A 15,582-nucleotide genomic window follows, 5' to 3' on the forward strand; every position below is an offset into this window, starting at 1 on the left:
TTAGAGGTATTTTTTAAACCATGAAACTATTTGATTGAGCCTTTCAACTCTGTTTTTAGGTTTGCCCTTTCTTGAGAGCTCGTGGTTTTCACCTGGAAATATTACGAGCTTGGTTTCCACACCTTTAAGCTTTAATGCTGTGAATAGTTGGTATGCTTGATCTATCCAGCACCGGTAGTCCTCATCTGAATGAAGGATAAGTGTTGGTGTCTTGACATTGTTGACATATTTCAATGGACTTCTGTCCCAATATACTTCTATTAAGTTACCTGTCCATAGATCCTTCCCTAAGTCTCCTCCTATTTGATCTTCAGCGAAGTAATAGCCTATATCAGAAGTTCCATAGAAGCTTATCCAGTTGCTTATTGACCTCTGAGTTACTGCCGCTTTGAACCTATTAGTATGACCAATTATCCAATTTGTCATGAACCCGCCATAGCTTCCTCCAGCAACTCCAAGCCTATTTTCATCAATGAAGGAAAAGTTCTTAATCGCGTAATCTAGTCCTTCCATTAAATCCTGATAGTCTCTTGTACCATATTTTCCTCTCATATCCTTGAAGTCCTCGGTATATCCTGCGCTTCCTCTGGGATTGAAGTAGATTACCGCAAACCCCGCATCAGATAGTACGTGGAACTCATGCATGAAGCTCTCGCCATATGCAGTTGCAGGTCCGCCGTGAATGTATAATATAGCCGGGTACTTTTCACCTTCTTTGAATGTTGTTGGCTTGAGAACCCATCCATCTATGATGTTCCCATCAGAAGCAGTAAACCTGAAGTACTCGGGAGCCTGAATCTTAGCTTTTTCTATAACTTCATCATTAAAGCTCGTAACTTTTCTCAACTCTTTGTTTTCATAAATGTACAGCTCTGCAGGTCTCGTAGAGCTCATTATTGTTAAAGCCACTCTATCTTTAAACGATGTAAAGTCCTCAACCGTAAATTCACCTTCTACGGCTGGCTCAATCCTTCCTATACCATCAGTTCTATAAAGGGAAACTATTCTTCCTCTATTGAACGGGAAATAGAGCCATTTCTCGCTCCATTGGAGCTTTCCCTGAGAGGAGGGACCTCTAACATCAGAATTCATATTATTTGCAATGTCCCAGTCGCTTAAAGTAATCTTCTTTATTTGTCCGCTTGATAGATCCATTATCCAAAGCTTTATATGGGAATTTAGACCATGGGTGAAATCGCTAGCTCTAAAAGCTATTTTAGAAGAATTTGGATCCCAGGCTAGATCTTCAATCGAAAACTGTCCCTGAGTGAGCTTTGTTACTTCTCCTGTTTGCAAATTAATTAGCTTTATATCCGTTTTGTAAGGCCTCATATGGTCTTCCGCAGAAATGTAAGCAATTTTCTTTCCATCAGGGCTAATTTGAGCAAAACCTATTTCTTCATTTCCCTCAGTAAGCTTTTCTAGATTCCCATTGTTCAGATCTAAAAAGTAAAGCGCATTCCTTTCTCCATATATATATCCTTGACCATTGAACCAAAAAGGAACTTCATCTATTATTTTTATCTCTTCTTTCTTTTTAAGCGTCGGTAGGCTTATTAAGACCTTATCTTTTGAAGGGTGATGCCCGAATATCTGGAAGCCTTTTTCATATTTGAACACCAATCTAGGCTCCGTTTTGTTCTTTAAATCGAGAACCCAAAGCTCTAGTCCCTCTTCGTTTTCTTTTATCGATCTTCTAGATAGGAAAAGGATCTTGTTCGAATCTCCTGCCCAGAATGGGGAAAAATCCGACGGTCCGTTTGTTACGTGATAGTATTCATCTTTTTCAATGTCATATATCCAAAGTTTCGAGTAGTATTTATTGTCAGAAATGGAGGGCTTTGTTGTGACAAAAGCGACCTTCTTTCCGTCAGGAGAAATCTTCGGATCTGATACGAATGTTATCTTTTCAAGATCTTCTATCTTAAGTCCCATAAATTCCACCTTTTAAATTTTTAACAAGTCTATTTATTTAAAAATTATGTATGTTAATAGCACTTGCATTATTAATTAGTAATTTAAGGTTCCATTTGTAAGCTAACATTGAGAGGAAATTTTGAAAATCTCTAACATAATTATCTAATTAGGTTATCATAATTTAAGGAAAACCGACTAGATAAAAAAATTAGATTATTCCAAAAAGCATAATCAAAATTGTTGCCAATATTAAGCTGATTATTGTCAATATGAGCGTTGACGAAGCTGTGAAGTTTGGGTGCCAGTTATATTTTAAAGCCATTATCGTATTTAGCGTTGCGGGTGGCATTATCCCAAGCAATATTGTTTCATACCTATAGAGCTGTGAAATATGGAATATATAAATATATGGAAGGTAGACTATTGGATTTAGGACAAACCTCATGAATGCCATAACATAAAACGCTTTTCTGAAGCTCCCTCTAAATACGTCTGTACCGAAAGTTAGTTGCATTCCCATTACAAATATTGATAAATAGACAAGGGCTTTTGGAGCCCAGAAAAGCAGAATCGGAATATTTGAAGCGATATATGGAGTAGCGTAGTGTATAACGTTTCCCATAAAAAATCCCAAGATCACAGGATTCAAGATAATCCGTTTTGATAACACTTTACCGCTTCCTATAATATCTGGAATAAGTATTGCATATATAAACGATATTAGCCCAAAATATAAAGACATAGTTGCATTTCTAAAAGCTGAATATAGGACAGGATATCCTATAAATAAGTTGTTTTGGTTGACGCTATTTATTAGAACTACATATTTCGTTTCTTTATCTTTGAACGACATTTTACAAATAATTACCCCTGCAATTAGAACGAATGTAGTTATTGCTACAAAGGGAAAAATGAGCACACTCATAATTCCGCTTTCTGAAAAATTGTTTATGAATGTTAAAGGGGTGAGCACCCAGTAAACAATATTGAAAAGTATTTTTGCCGTTGCTGGATACCAGTTATAGTTTATGAAAAGACGCTTGTAGAAAAAGCCTGCAAACATAATTGCAAAAAGCAATGCTATAGACTCTAGCACAGGTACTAAATCGAACGCCATTCTTCACCATCTCTTCTTATTTTTCACTTCTAGTAGCCGGATTTAAACAAACAACCACCAACCTCAAAATGGAGGCTCACGTTTTTTTTGTGAACTAGACTGAATTATCATTTTCCCTTAACATCGCCTCTGACACTCTATTCTCCTTAAACTAAGAGGTTTCCCTTTAGGTAGATTCATAGGTAATATTTTTAGTAAAAAAATATTTTTTGTAAAGTTAAAAAATGTTTTTAATAATTTTTAAATAAAATGATATCATGGTATTAGGTAGAGGTATTGAAAATGTGGAAACTTAGAGCCTTAAAAAAATTTCCCTTTGGCGGACTCTATAAAAATAAAGAAGAAACAAAAATCAGCTTAATAGGCGCACCATTAGATTTGACAAATTCACATGCACCGGGTACATATCTTGCACCTGAGGCCATAAGGAGAATTGCTGAAAGCCTTGAATGGTATTCGCTTCTCTATGAAGGAGACTTTTCTGAAAATGGAATTTATGATGAAGGAGATTTGGTGCTTTTTCCCGGAAAAGTGAGGGAAAATATAGATCTTATTTCAGAGTCGCTATTAGACATTAAGGAAGAAAAAAGAATTCCTTTTATGCTTGGCGGAGAGCATACCGTGACACTCGCTTCTTCAAAACTGCTTGATGAAGACACTTTGTTGGTTGTGTTCGATGCCCATTTTGATTTGAGGGACGAGTATTTGAATTCAAACATAACACACGCGACAGTAATGAGAAGAATAGTTGATAATTTCGAACCAAAAAATTTACTTTTTATCGGAACGAGAGCTGTTTCTCAAGAAGAACTGGATTTTGTAAAGAAGAATCAGATTGAATATATAACAAGCAGAAGGATCTGGCTGTATGGAATAAGCGAGTTTGCGAGGAACATTGAAAGAAAGTTGGAAAAATTTGGAAAAATTTATGTTTCCATAGATATAGATGCGGTAGATCCTGGTTACGCACCTGGGGTGAGCACTCCTGAACCTTTGGGGATAGACCCGCACATGTTTTTTGGACTACTGGATCCTCTTGTTAATGAGAAGCTAATAGGATTAGATATAGTAGAAGTGAATCCAATTAGAGATGCAGGAGAGGCAACAAGTGCTCTAGCAGCAAAAATTGTGATAGAATCTGCTATAAAGCTTAATAAAATCTATAACAAAAGATAATAGAAGATTAAATTGCCTTGATTTTTTTCACTGAAGGCTTCCTGACTTTATAAATAATTTTGCTACCGCAGTAAATGCACTTTATGCTGTGAAGTAGCTCGAAATCGTGAGGTTTAAGCTCTCTCCCGCATCTTGCACATATGTAAATTATACTTTCTAGACCTTCATTCTTACCTTCTTCTTCCAATGAAATCACCCGGCTATTATATTCTTGTCCATCATTGGTTAATTACTTTTTTTAAAAATCTAGAATTGGAAAAATTATTTTTCATCGAACCCCTCTTTTCCTATAAGAGGAACAAAAACACACGAAATACTTTTTTTAATATTGAAGGTTTTTTCAGAATTTTTTCTAATTACATAAAGCGACTGAAATTCTATGCTACCTATTGGTATTACCAAAGTTCCTCCTACTTTTAACTGATCCTTTAGGCTTTCAGGAACTTTTGGAGAGGCTGCGGTTACAATAATTCTATCATAGGGCGAAAATTCTTTCAACCCTTGAGAGCCGTCTCCTACAAAAACGGTGACTCTATCACAATAGCCTGCCTTTTTTAAATTTTCTTTAGCGAACTCAGCAAGTTCTTTAATTCTTTCTACAGTATATACATGACCCGATTTTTTAATTTCTGTGTTACTTGGTGCTACTATTTCTGCGAGAATGGCTGCTTGATACCCGCTACCCGTTCCAACTTCGAGGACTTTATCTCCAACTTCAGGATCAAGTAGAGTTGTCATTATTAAGACCATGTGCATAGCGCTTATAGTCTGTCCATATCCTATAGGCAATGGAGTATCTGCATTGGCCATATCTTCATATTGCTGAGGAACAAAGAGCTTTCTGTCAACCTTTAGAAAAGCCCTTCTAACTTTTTCTGGAATTCTAAATCCTTCGCTTTCCAAATTTTTTATTACCCATTCTTTTTCCTTCATCCGCTTGCCTCTTATCATTATTAATTTGTTAAGAGTAAATATTTTTTACAGACAGAAAGTAGCTTAAAATTGGTGCATTGCCATTGAGAGAAATAAAACTCATCGTAGCAGCCAGTGATTGGATCGTCGCTTATGGACATTACAATGTCTTAGCTACCCACAGGACAACTTTTGAAATTACAAAGGATAATTATCTTACAAAAAGGGGAAATTGCATAATAGGTATAAAGTCATCGAAATCATTAAAAGATCTTTCTGAAGATATGAAAAATAACCTGAGGAATTCTAATACAATAGTGAGATTAATTCTATATGTAGATGGAAAGAGTGATGCCGTAACGTGTATGGGCAATGAAAACCTCATACTCAACAGCGATTCGAAAATAATTGTAAGAAAAAGTGGCTATATCGATGGCTCGACGCTATGCATAAATGCAGATAAGTCTTCGAATGAGCTAAGCAGAGAAGTCGTAAAAAAATTAAGAGAAGGTAAAAAGGTCACTTTAGGATTGATTGTATACTCATTATCACTTCATTGAACTGATATATCTATTCTGTAGATAGATTTTGACGGAGAGTATTCGATTGCCTCCTTTATATAATCTATCCTTGAAGATTTGATCAAAGACGCAATCCCCTTAACTTTTTCTTCAAGTTTGTCCTTTACTATAAGGGCATATATATGAAGCGTTGTCCCTGTTTTTACAACGGCATTAACGTTTTGAAGAAAACCTTCGATCATTGTCGGATTATTCATTATTATTCTGTCAAACTTAGCTTTCTTGCTCATCATTAAAAGCAGTTTATTAGCCTCGAGGTTTGAAGCTATTACCTCTCCAATTATCTTCTTTTTATTGAGCAAAACTGAAGCATTTAAGAACTTTATTGCATATGGATTTATGTCGTTTGCGAAGACAATAGCTCTTTTTGCTGCAGCCAAATGTATGGAGAAGCCTCCAATTCCTGAAAAAAGGTCAAGCACAACCTCCCCATCTTCTGAAATTTGTGATATATAGTGATGCTCTTCTGCAAGTCTCGGATTGTAATATACCTTTGAAATATCTACATAGAAGAGGAGCCCGTATTCCTTTGCTATTGTCTCCGTCTTTTTTTCCCCGAGCAAATGTATTATCTTTGGAACCCTAAATTCTCCTTCAGTTCCAATTTTACCATAAACACTTTTTATATATTTGTTCACTCTCAATATCTTCTCAGCGAGCTCCTTTCCACGATCAATCTCATTTTCATTTTTTAAATTTACTAATGCAATGTCTCCTATCACTAAGAAGCTTGAACTGCTATCTAGGTTTTTATTGTTAGAAAGTTGGTTTTGAGACATTTTTCATCATTTTTTAAATAGTGAAAAAAGCCGCCGGCGGGACTCGAACCCGCGACCACCAGCTTACAAGGCTGGCGCTTTAGGCCGTTGCGTCTGCCTGCTGAGCTACGGCGGCATATAATGTTTTTATCTATTAAGATTTTTACAAGAGGATTTAAAAATTTTATACTTTGACCGTATATAAACAAATTTAAAATCTATTCAATAAAATGTATGCTATCCATCAGGTTCTCTTCGTATGTTTGTGTTGAGAGATCAATTACTGCATATGCGCCTGTCTTATTCTTGTACGGATAACCCTTCGTAGTAAAGAGAGTAAGTACACGTCCATCATGATTTATCTTATAGCCAAGCTCTGTATATTCATGCCCCCTTATAACCATTTTTATGCCAAAGTTATCAGCAACCCAATTGGTCACTTGCTTTCCCCAAAGGTATCCTATTCCTCTATATGAAGGAAGTTTGTCTATGTTTTCCTCAATAGGATCGTTCCAAAGGATTTCTGTAATTACATTTATTTTCTCGCTTTCGTTCCTTCCAAGGAGGTACTCATAGATATTACTTACCTTTTGAAAAGTCGTTACTGGAAGCCCTCCATGAAGTGCTATTATGTTTTTATTTAATATAATTGCGGCATCTAAATAATCTACCAAGCTGACAAATGTATTATAAATTCTTATCCCTCTAGTGAAACCGTACCTGCTATAAAGTTCTGTAGGGAAATCATGAGGATATGGAGGCGCATGCTTTAAAAGCTCGTGATTCCCTCTTAGAACGAAAATCTCTTCAGGGTACATAGATTCTAATTCAAGAACTGAAAGGAGAGTTTCGGTTTGATATAGTCCTCTATCCACATAGTCTCCCAAAAAAATAATCTTTAAATCTCCTTTTTCTAAGCTGTTATAATCAATTTTTGACAGTATATTTTTTAAAGTCTCAAAATCGCCGTGGAGATCTCCTATAAAGAAGACTCTACCGCTATGAGTTACCTCTCTTACATAAAATTTATCGTTATTCCTGCTTCTTTCTTCAAGATAAATTCTAAATGAGTTCAGCTTCTCTTCAACCTTATAAGGATCATTTATGTAAGAGTTTATAATTGAAGCTACTGCTTCTGCGATCTCCACAGAAACTCACTGACATTATTTTAAAAACATTTGAAATATAAAGCATTTTCTCCGCATATACTAAAAGAGCAAAGAACAGCAATTTTCTAGATGAAAAAAATAAATTATAGTTGTGCATATAATATATATAAAAATAAATAGGTGAAGTTTGGTGGAAGTCTCATTAAAAACAGGACCGGTGAGAATGAGCGGATATGCTTTAAAGCTTAGGAGGGCCACTAATGCAGCTTTAAGGAAACTTTACCAGGAGAAGAAAATAGAGCCAAAAATCGCTAATCAGATGCTTACTGACCTCAACAAAAGCCTTTATGACATACTGATAAATAAATACAATATTCCAAAAGATGCTGTTATAAATATAGAACTCGTTCTTGATATATCAGACAGCAACCTAAACCTCAAAGATATAAATATCTCCATTTATGATAAAGATGATATACTCAGCGGAAATGTAACTAAGGAACTTAAGCAGTTATTGAAATTATAACCTCTATTTAAAATTTTTGCCATTTTGTTAGCTATAATTTTGCGAGAATAAGAATAGGTTATCGAGCAATCAAATACGAAAAAATATCGTAATACGCGGTTTTCTCATTAAAAAGGCACTTATAATATTATATAATAATTGGATCGGAGGAGCTTGCTATGAGCTTAAGTAGTGATTCAAATGAAATTAATGACTCTATATTCAAAGAGAGTTATATCCTTTACAAGCTTTCAGAACTTAGCAATATCGAGCTCTCAGCCATATTTGAGAAATCTCTTTCAAATGAATCTTTCGAGCTTAACTTAGGCATTGAGCCAGATGGATATGCTCAGATACTATTTAACGAGGTCTTAAGAAGGGCGGGGAGACTGCCTTATTCAAAAGAGTTAAATTTTTATATATACAATGATCTTTTAGAATTTACAGTAGAAGATATAATTCAATCGGTTGGGGAGGAAAAGCTAGAAAAATTAATCATGTTTATGCTTGATGAAAATGATAAAAAAGAAGAGATAGAAGCAATAATATTTGAAATGGTAAAAAATTTTTCGAATAATGATGAAGTAATTGAAAAATATCATGAAGTCAAGAATGCATTAATAAGGAAGTATGAGAAAGAGAAATCGGTGATAAAGAGCTTTATAGCACACATGATAAATAAAGCAATAAACAATTCCTTCCCGCCGGCAGTGATAACCCTATGAGACCTGATAAAAATGAGAAAGCCATGGCAAGAAGAATTTACATATAGCGTAATAGACCTCTATCTATTCAACAAAGGCGATTTGAATTCAGTTTCTCAGATCCTTCCGATGGGTCTTAAGGCATTTGGAAGCGAGCTAACCGATTATATCATAAAGAATACTATTAAAGAAGCAAATGGAGATTTTTACTGCGGGATTTGCTCAAAGGGACCATTTTCTAAAAAGGGAATAAAGCTTCACTTACTGAGAGTTCACCAGAAGGACATATTGGAAATTATTGATGAGTTTGTCATGAGCAGAATAAGCGCGATCAAAAAAAGCAGGATTTAGCTATAGTGTCATTAAAGCTTAATGATCAGCTTTGCAATGTGATGACGATTAGCCCCGAGCACAAAGCAATAGAGTTCTCTGTGCGATCAAGAAGGATCCATTCACTTTCCAATCTTCTTCAAAAAAAGTGTTCATGAATAGATGCGGAAAACCTATGAATTGCTCTAAAAAACTTATTCCTGAATTGAGGAGAGTAGGTCAGTTAACTTCAAGTGCTGGCAATTATTAAATTCTTTCTTATTTTGTCGGTCTTTCTTTTTACGTACCCAATAAAGAATCTAAGCAAGAACTTTAAAGGATCATACGCTCTTGACTTCAGATAATAATGGTTCATGATTTCCTCGCTCCAATATATGGAATGATCCAATATCTTGAACATCAGCTCTATATGGGAGTCTTTCAGCATCTCTCTCTTGAACATTACTCCATGTTTTAAGTTACCCATAGGCACGAAGAGCATTGGGACTATAAGGCTTCTATATGGCCTGAGCTTTTCTATCAATTCAATTGTCTCCATTACATCCTTTTCCGTTTCTTCAGGAAGCCCAATTATAAGCGTTGCTGCAGGAATTATGTTGTTTTCATGCATAATTCTAAAAGCATCCTCTACTACTTCATGCCATTTTTCTGGTTTGTATGGAGCGGACTTAGCAGGCATGATCTTCTTCGCAAGTTCATATCCTCCAGTTTCAACACCTACTTCAACCCCTATATAATCCTGTTTTTCTCTGATCTTCTCCATAACTTTCGTTATGAGCTTATGCTCTTCTTCTGCATATTTTATTGCAGCTAAACTTGCATGGCTCCAAGCAAGGCTTTTCACGTGCTTGAGCACGGTATCATGAAGCTTGAGAACAGGATCAGGTCTGGGCTTAACTCCATCTGCGCCGTAAAGAAGGATATCCTCGCTGTGTATTAAACCTCTGGTTACACCATTCCTAACATTCACTAGAACTTCTTCTTCAATTTTTTCGAGAGGAATATATCTCAAAGGTCTGAGCGTTACGCTGCAGAATTTGCATCCTCTTGGACAACCCCTCATAATTTCAATAAGCCCATTAACGCTTGCTTTTTTTATCGTAGGAATTTCCTCAATGCTTGGAGAGTCATGTGAACCTGCATAAATATAAAATGGTAGCTCCTCGTTGTTTAGTGCTTTCTCTATTATATTTGGAAGAATCCTCTCAGCTTCTCCATCGAAAATAGATGTGACTCCCCACTTTTTCCAAAGCTCTACCTCATAAAGCCACTGCCACGCAGCTGGTCCGCCTGCGATTATCTTCACGCCTCTCCTTCTCATCTTTTTAACAGCTGGACTCTCCATAAGCCTTCTAAAGCTTTTTCTATTTACAGGCTCCCTTCCTGTTATAAGCCACCATTCATTGCTTGGAGGTCCATATGCAAAAAAGTCATGATGTCCAACCAAAAGAAGCTTTGAAGTATCAGCATATCTGTTAAGATAGCTTGGATCTATAATTGATGCATTGTATCCTTTATCTAAGAGTACTGCCTCCACTTTTCTCAATCCATACGGAGCTTCATTCGGCTCTCCGTTAGCCTTTATTTTTGGCTTCGGTGAAGAAATCCAGGTCCATAAAAATTCTGGAAGCCCGATAGATGGACCAGTTGCAACGAAGCCTAAAAACTCCCTTCCATGATGATTAGACATCATAGTCCTATCAGTGGTAATAACAATATCCAAATTACTCACTTTCATTCACCCTTTTTAGAATTGTAAATTGTATTCCCTTTTTCTTTAGGGCAGAAATTGCGCTTTCAAATTGCTCATCTACAAGTGTAAAATCCGCCATGTCATCTAATGCCTCATCATCCAAGCTGGGGTCTACTTTCCTCACATATATATTTACTCCAAGGAAAAAGTTCATTTCTAAGAATTTTTTCACAGTTAAAACTGCTTTAGGCTCATAAAGAGGGGTAAAGATTATAAAATCTACGCTTTTTCCCTTATTTAGAGCCTCTCTGTATATGTCTGAAAAAGTACCAGAAAAATCTAGCATGCTGTTATCTTTCGTAAAAACGTTCACTCTGAGAGATGTTCCATTAGGCGTTTTTGCTCACCCTTCTAAGCATTAAATCTAAATCACTAAGGAAAGTTTGAGCCTTCTTTCTGTCTTTTTCATCTAAGTTGTTAATAATAGAAGATAAATTCTCCTGAAGGCTTTTTAAATGCATAACTACATGATTATATATCCCTTCTTTCTTAGCTACGAAATAGACCTTCTTTCTTTCTGGAATCCTCTCCACCAGATTGAAGGATTCCAAAAGCTTTAAAATGTTGGATACATGTCCTTTAGTATATCCGCTCTTTTCAACAAGCTCTTTAAAACTCATTGGCTTTCCGTTGTAGAAAAGTATGCTGAACAGAACACATGCGGAAAGTGGAAGTCCTGTAAGCAGAAGCAATTTTATTAGTCCTAGATTTGTCATCTTAGATCTCCTTGTTTGTTTTTTATTAAACTTTTCAAACTTTAAAAACTTATACTTATTTTACTGATTTAAATATTCTTCTTATTTTTGAAAAGATCAGACCTCACACGGCAAATCATCGCATGAATGCTCATATTCAGGTCGCTCATCATTTCTAGAAAGTTTAGTAATCAATGCTTTTTATGCATAAAGATATTAATTTTTTGAAGCTTTTTATAATTTGTTTGGTTAAAAACAAAGACAAGGGCATTAGATGTTCCTCGTTTATCGAGAGTTTTATTCTTTGAAAACTAGAAAAAGCTTATCACTCTTTATAAACAAATTTTTTATACTTTATTTTTGAGGGTGTTAAATTTGGATGGAATATCGCCAATCATTAAAAAACCATGCGTAGTAGTTTCAATATTCAGCGGGGGTCCTGACAGCTTTTGCTACACGCTTAAATGGATCAAGGAAGGGTGCGATCTTCATTTGCTCACATTTAACTACGGGCAGAAAGCATCAAGAGAGGTTGAAGTCTCTAAAAAGTTATATGAAAAACTGAAGGAATTTGCTGGAGAGAGTATAAGAATAGAGCATAAAATATTAGATATTTCCTTTATGAAGGATCTCTGGAACAAGACGCAGCTTATCGATAAGAGCAAGGAGCTCAGCAGTGAGTATGAGACCAGCATCGTCGTTCCAATAAGGAATGTAGTAATGCTTTCTATAGCCTCTGCTTACGCATATTCCCTCATTTCTGAAGACGAATCACTTAATGCATACGTAATTTATGGGGCTCATTCCGATGACGCTTCAATTAGCGAAAAAGCCGGTGGTCCGAAATATCCCGACTGCTCTTCTGAGTGCATAGAAAGTCTTCAGGCTTCTTTTAGGATATGTCATTTTCCAAAAGATAGGAGGCTTGAGATCTGGAGCCCGATAAGAGAGGGCATGAGCAAAGCTGAGAATATAAGAAAATGCTATGATATTGCTGAAAACATTATCTACGAAACTTGGAGCTGCTATAGAGATGGTGACTTTCATTGTGGTAAGTGCGAAAGCTGCATAAACAGGCACAAGGCCTTCTTAAAAGCGAATATCCCTGACTGCACGATATATGGTGAGCCACCGGGAAATCGGGAAGAATTCATAAAAGTAGAAAAAGGATATATACATAAATCATGTAAAAAATTTTATGAATTTTCAACAAATTATAATAAAGAATAAGCATGTATATTAAATACGGGGCTTAACATGAAGGTTAACATCGTGAGGTTTGCTGTATTTACTGCTTTAGTTTATGTCTTTACTGTAGTAGTTCAATTTGCACAACCTTTTACAGGTGGATATTTCAATTTGGGAGAAGCTGCTATTTACGTATGTGCGCTGATTTCCGATCCATTAACTACTGGACTTGCAGGGGGGATCGGCTCAGCACTTGCTGATGCGACCACAGGATACGGAATATTTGCTCCAGCGACCTTATTAATAAAATTTACAGAAGGATATGTTGCCTCTCTTCTGTTCAAAAAAATGGGAAGAAGCAATAGCAGTATCGCTAACTGGCTGGTGAGCTTAATTTACTTTGTTGCAATTTCTGCTATAGGAATAAAATTCTTCAGTGGAAACCTGACCCTTTCGCTTTCAAGCTATTCATTTTCATTTAATATTCCCTGGGAATTTTGGGTATTAGTTGGTGCTATTATTATGATAATTCCCTTCATAATTGAAAGAAGGACAAAAGCAGGCGCAAGATATGCTTCTCTTCTTCTGGCTGGAATGATCATGGTCACAGGATATTTTCTTTATGAATTTTTCATTAGTAACCCTCTGACTGGAAGGCCGAGCATCGCCGCTGTGTTTGAGGTACCGGTTAACTTCGGTCAGGCATTAGTGGGAGCGGCTGTAGCGATTCCAGTATATAGCTTTTTAAGGAAAGGAGGTTATATTGAAGATGAGGAGGACAAAAGCGAGGATAAGGATAAGAAATGAACATATCTCAGAAAGTTTTCGTTGATAATTTGAGCATCTCTTATAAGAATGATGAGCAAATAGTAAAAAATATCAATTTCTCTTTAAATGAGGGGGAGCTTCTTCTCTTAATAGGGAAAACTGGAACAGGAAAGACATCAATTTTAAACGTTCTTGCAGGAAATACTCCAAGACTGATAAAGGCTAAGGTCGAAGGGAATGTTAGGATAAACGGCATAGACCCAAGAGATTCGCCTAGCGAGGTGCTACTCAGAAACGTTGGTCTAGTCCCTCAAGAACCTTCTGATGGAGTAATAGGAGATACTGTAGAAGATGAGGTACTCTTAAGCTTGATGTTTAGGAATGATGATGCGGATGTTGAAGGGTGGCTGAGGCTTTTTAATCTTGAAAGGCTTTACGAGAGGACTACATTCACCTTAAGTGCAGGTGAAACTCAAAAGCTTGCTATACTCTCAAGGGTTCTTTTAAATGCGCATGTTCTCCTCTTCGATGAGCCCACAACGTATTTAGATGAGGAATCCAGAGAGGGTTTTAAAGAAGTGGTCTTCTCTCTTCTGAAAGCCGGAAAGACGGTTATAATCACTGGACATGGTGCTACCTTTTGGGATAATATACCTAAAAAGATAGTAGAACTCCCGAGAAAAGCGGAAGAAGTAAACGTCGAGGAGTTTTCAAGAATTGAAGTTGATCGATTAAATAAAATGACTTATGTGAAGGTAAAAGGTCTTGAGTATCAATATTACCCTTCAAAAGTTCCGATATTTAAAAACATCAACCTAAGCTTTGATGGTCCGGGAATTATCCTCTTGAAAGGACCTAATGGCTCTGGAAAAACAACATTTCTCAAGCTCCTTTCGGGAATTGTTAGGCCAAAAAGGGGAAAAATAGAAATGTCTCACAGTGCTTTATTTATTCCTGACAACCCGCTTCTATACTTTAGCAAACCAACTCCAAAGGAGGAGCTAGAGTTGTTCGCAGGAAATTTAAAAAAAGAGGAAAAAGAAAGGCTTCTGAAAATTAAGATTTTTGCAAAAAAGATGAAGGAGCTGAGTAGTGGGGAGAGGAGGCTGATCTCGTTGATTTCTGCATCTCTTTCCCACCATCCGATAATTCTCATGGATGAACCAACTGTAGGTCTAGATCCGGAGTATAAAAGCACCGTTTTAGATATATTTAAAAAGCTTTCAGATTCTGGCAGACTTCTTATTATTTCATCTCACGATAGAGAGGTTGAAAAAGTAGCTACGGAAGTTGTTGAAGTGAATAAGCTGAGTGAGAACTAATGCTTAGAGAGATCATCTCTTTCCTTGCGAACACAATAATTAATTCGATATTTATCAACCCCTCCGTTCCTCACAGAAGGGCACATATATTTTCAAAGCTTCTTTTTGTAATTTCTATTGCAGTACCATTTTACGAGAGACCTATACTTGGTTTTTTCTTCATAGCTGAAATCTTCCTTATTTATCTCCTTTCTGCAAAAAGTTTTTTGGAGCCTACATCTATGATCATCATTTCTTCGATTCCCGCTTTTTGGATGGCAATTTCAGGAATGATAGTTTTTGCTCTTTCCGGAACAATATCAATTTCCTGGTTCGCGGAAATACTATACAAAACTCTGTTCTACTCTCTAATCGCTATGCTAACCGTTAGCCTTATAACTCCAAGCGACATATCCTCGATTCTTAGATTTTTTACAAAAAAGATAGCATACCCTTATCTTCTCTGGTCACTAATTCCTTATCAGCTCAAGGACGCAGTCATTTCACTCAAGGTGCAAGAATTGAAGAAAAGCCCCGTGAGTAGCAGTGTTTTCGTTGTATTTTCCGAACAGCTTGAAAGGTCTGACCAGATCACAATTGCAAATATACACAGGCTTGAATCGAACATTAAAAGGTTCATTTATAAGAGAAGGAGTAAGAAATTTACCTTATTTTTCTTCATTCTTTTCGTAATCAACTTCGCTTTGATGCTTATCTTTCAATATATCAATCTTTAAAGTTTCGTTTTAATGAACGTTCAATAAATAT

The 15,582-nt window shown here is 36.2% G+C and carries 18 protein-coding genes and 1 tRNA gene; 9 read left to right on the forward strand and 10 right to left on the reverse strand.

The genetic code is table 11. The features are described from left to right. Positions 1–1,935 carry a S9 family peptidase gene (locus FFONT_RS00965; RefSeq protein ID WP_148683465.1) on the reverse strand — a complete coding sequence of 645 codons (1,935 nt, stop codon included), beginning with the start codon at positions 1,933–1,935 and terminating at the stop codon, positions 1–3. A gap of 190 nt (positions 1,936–2,125) precedes the next feature. Next, positions 2,126–3,034: an AEC family transporter gene (locus FFONT_RS00970; RefSeq protein ID WP_014557340.1), complete on the reverse strand. Its 909-nt coding sequence runs from the start codon at positions 3,032–3,034 to the stop codon at positions 2,126–2,128. Between the two features lie 282 nt (positions 3,035–3,316). Here FFONT_RS00970 and speB point away from each other — a divergent pair, with 282 nt between their 5' ends. Beyond that, entirely contained in the window at positions 3,317–4,210 is an 894-nt protein-coding gene (gene speB, locus FFONT_RS00975) for an agmatinase (protein ID WP_014557341.1), read from the forward strand. A 7-nt stretch (positions 4,211–4,217) separates the two neighbouring features. Here speB and FFONT_RS00980 read toward each other — a convergent pair whose 3' ends face one another. Beyond that, entirely contained in the window at positions 4,218–4,397 is a 180-nt protein-coding gene (locus FFONT_RS00980) for a TFIIB-type zinc ribbon-containing protein (protein ID WP_211206240.1), read from the reverse strand. 74 nt (positions 4,398–4,471) lie between these two features. Further along, positions 4,472–5,143: a protein-L-isoaspartate(D-aspartate) O-methyltransferase gene (locus tag FFONT_RS00985; protein WP_211206241.1), complete on the reverse strand. Its 672-nt coding sequence runs from the start codon at positions 5,141–5,143 to the stop codon at positions 4,472–4,474. Positions 5,144–5,226: 83 nt separating this feature from the next. Here FFONT_RS00985 and FFONT_RS00990 point away from each other — a divergent pair, with 83 nt between their 5' ends. Continuing rightward, a complete protein-coding gene (locus tag FFONT_RS00990; protein ID WP_148683466.1) occupies positions 5,227–5,682 on the forward strand; it encodes a DUF371 domain-containing protein in 456 nt (151 codons plus the stop codon). On the opposite strand, the gene FFONT_RS00995 is transcribed toward FFONT_RS00990, so the two are convergent. The 3 genes from FFONT_RS00995 to FFONT_RS01005 form a co-directional block, all read right to left on the reverse strand. After that, positions 5,676–6,482: a class I SAM-dependent methyltransferase gene (locus FFONT_RS00995; RefSeq protein ID WP_014557345.1), complete on the reverse strand. Its 807-nt coding sequence runs from the start codon at positions 6,480–6,482 to the stop codon at positions 5,676–5,678. The genes FFONT_RS00990 and FFONT_RS00995 overlap by 7 nt on opposite strands. Positions 6,483–6,510: 28 nt before the next feature. After that, a tRNA-Thr gene (locus FFONT_RS01000) sits at positions 6,511–6,597 on the reverse strand. Positions 6,598–6,679: 82 nt separating this feature from the next. After that, positions 6,680–7,609 (reverse strand): metallophosphoesterase family protein, encoded by a 930-nt coding sequence (locus FFONT_RS01005; RefSeq protein ID WP_014557346.1) that lies wholly within the window; start codon positions 7,607–7,609, stop codon positions 6,680–6,682. Positions 7,610–7,760: 151 nt separating this feature from the next. Here FFONT_RS01005 and FFONT_RS01010 point away from each other — a divergent pair, with 151 nt between their 5' ends. From FFONT_RS01010 to FFONT_RS01020, 3 genes are all read left to right on the forward strand, one after another. Further along, positions 7,761–8,096 (forward strand): DUF2258 domain-containing protein, encoded by a 336-nt coding sequence (locus FFONT_RS01010; protein ID WP_014557347.1) that lies wholly within the window; start codon positions 7,761–7,763, stop codon positions 8,094–8,096. Positions 8,097–8,254: 158 nt separating this feature from the next. Then, entirely contained in the window at positions 8,255–8,800 is a 546-nt protein-coding gene (locus FFONT_RS01015) for a hypothetical protein (RefSeq protein WP_014557348.1), read from the forward strand. Between the two features lie 12 nt (positions 8,801–8,812). Then, entirely contained in the window at positions 8,813–9,130 is a 318-nt protein-coding gene (locus FFONT_RS01020; protein WP_014557349.1) for a hypothetical protein, read from the forward strand. A 208-nt stretch (positions 9,131–9,338) separates the two neighbouring features. Here FFONT_RS01020 and FFONT_RS01025 read toward each other — a convergent pair whose 3' ends face one another. From FFONT_RS01025 to FFONT_RS01035, 3 genes are read right to left on the reverse strand one after another with little or no spacing between them, the layout of a single operon-like run. Beyond that, entirely contained in the window at positions 9,339–10,799 is a 1,461-nt protein-coding gene (locus tag FFONT_RS01025) for a B12-binding domain-containing radical SAM protein (protein ID WP_014557350.1), read from the reverse strand. A 34-nt stretch (positions 10,800–10,833) separates the two neighbouring features. After that, the gene (locus tag FFONT_RS01030) at positions 10,834–11,175 is read right to left on the reverse strand and encodes a hypothetical protein (protein WP_148683467.1); all 342 of its coding nucleotides are present in this window, start codon (positions 11,173–11,175) and stop codon (positions 10,834–10,836) included. A gap of 16 nt (positions 11,176–11,191) precedes the next feature. Beyond that, complete coding sequence (locus FFONT_RS01035; RefSeq protein WP_014557352.1) at positions 11,192–11,578, reverse strand: hypothetical protein; 387 nt, start codon at positions 11,576–11,578, stop codon at positions 11,192–11,194. A gap of 345 nt (positions 11,579–11,923) precedes the next feature. Here FFONT_RS01035 and FFONT_RS01040 point away from each other — a divergent pair, with 345 nt between their 5' ends. Genes FFONT_RS01040 through FFONT_RS01055 form a run of 4 tightly spaced genes read left to right on the forward strand, consistent with a single transcriptional unit; the run spans position 11,924 to position 15,551 of the window. After that, entirely contained in the window at positions 11,924–12,787 is an 864-nt protein-coding gene (locus FFONT_RS01040; RefSeq protein ID WP_014557353.1) for a 7-cyano-7-deazaguanine synthase, read from the forward strand. A gap of 27 nt (positions 12,788–12,814) precedes the next feature. Further along, positions 12,815–13,552: an ECF transporter S component gene (locus tag FFONT_RS01045; RefSeq protein ID WP_014557354.1), complete on the forward strand. Its 738-nt coding sequence runs from the start codon at positions 12,815–12,817 to the stop codon at positions 13,550–13,552. Beyond that, complete coding sequence (locus FFONT_RS01050; protein WP_014557355.1) at positions 13,549–14,835, forward strand: ATP-binding cassette domain-containing protein; 1,287 nt, start codon at positions 13,549–13,551, stop codon at positions 14,833–14,835. Before FFONT_RS01045 ends, FFONT_RS01050 begins: the two co-directional genes overlap by 4 nt. Further along, complete coding sequence (locus FFONT_RS01055) at positions 14,835–15,551, forward strand: hypothetical protein (protein ID WP_014557356.1); 717 nt, start codon at positions 14,835–14,837, stop codon at positions 15,549–15,551. Before FFONT_RS01050 ends, FFONT_RS01055 begins: the two co-directional genes overlap by 1 nt. Positions 15,552–15,582: the final 31 nt, after the last annotated feature.

This window comes from Fervidicoccus fontis Kam940, assembly GCF_000258425.1.
GTDB classification, from domain to species: Archaea; Thermoproteota; Thermoprotei_A; order Sulfolobales; family Fervidicoccaceae; genus Fervidicoccus; species Fervidicoccus fontis.